Origin of the sequence: Mesorhizobium sp. M7D.F.Ca.US.004.03.1.1 (assembly GCF_003998635.1) — a bacterium.
Classification (GTDB): domain Bacteria; phylum Pseudomonadota; class Alphaproteobacteria; order Rhizobiales; family Rhizobiaceae; genus Mesorhizobium; species Mesorhizobium loti.
Genome location: NZ_RZQG01001645.1, coordinates 1 through 626, shown reverse-complemented (window position 1 = coordinate 626; position 626 = coordinate 1). Strand labels below are relative to the sequence as shown.

1 protein-coding gene and 1 pseudogene are annotated in these 626 nt (G+C 63.4%); both read right to left on the bottom strand.

What is annotated here, in order from left to right:
* Positions 1-39: 39 nt before the first annotated feature.
* Positions 40-282, bottom strand: a complete 243-nt coding sequence (locus EN935_RS39260; protein ID WP_126069475.1) for a hypothetical protein — start codon at positions 280-282, stop codon at positions 40-42.
* A 131-nt stretch (positions 283-413) separates the two neighbouring features.
* Positions 414-626 (bottom strand): annotated as a pseudogene (locus EN935_RS39255) (ABC transporter permease); the annotation flags it as partial.

Below are 626 nucleotides of genomic sequence, written 5' to 3'. Positions count from 1 at the left end.
CATGAAGCCGCTGATCGAGTGGCATTTTTCGGGCGTCGATTAACTGCGCGTGTTGTCCTGTGCTGCCTTGCGATCATTGCGAGCGGCGACGAGGAACAGGATAAAGCCGATGCCCAGCAAGCCGCCCATCGCCATTCCCATCGTCTGGCCGACGACTGCCTGAAAATCCGATGTGACGCGATCGGGATTGGCGAGGCCGTAGCGGGCGAGATACCACCAGATGCCTGCAAGGAAGGCCTCGATGATGACCATCGCCAGGATCAGTCGCGCCTTCTTGCTCATCGGCTATTCCTCCACCCAAGGTGAACTGCCCTAGCATCGCCAACGGTGCGCCGACAGTGGCGAGACAGGTGGAAACGTCGAAGACTGTGCAAAACCGGTGGAGTGCTGGCCGCGTTTCCGGCTGGGTTGCCCTATTCGTGCCGCAGCGCGTCGATCGGATCGAGCCTGGCGCCCCGCAGCGCCGGGAAGAAGCCGAACACCATGCCGATCAGCGCCGAAAAGCCGACGGCGAGCAGGATGACCGCCGGGCTTGGCGCAAACGGGATGGTCAGCGTCACCGAGGCGAGGCCGGCCAGCGCCAGGCCGATCAGGATGCCGATGATGCCGCCGAGCAGCGACAGCAC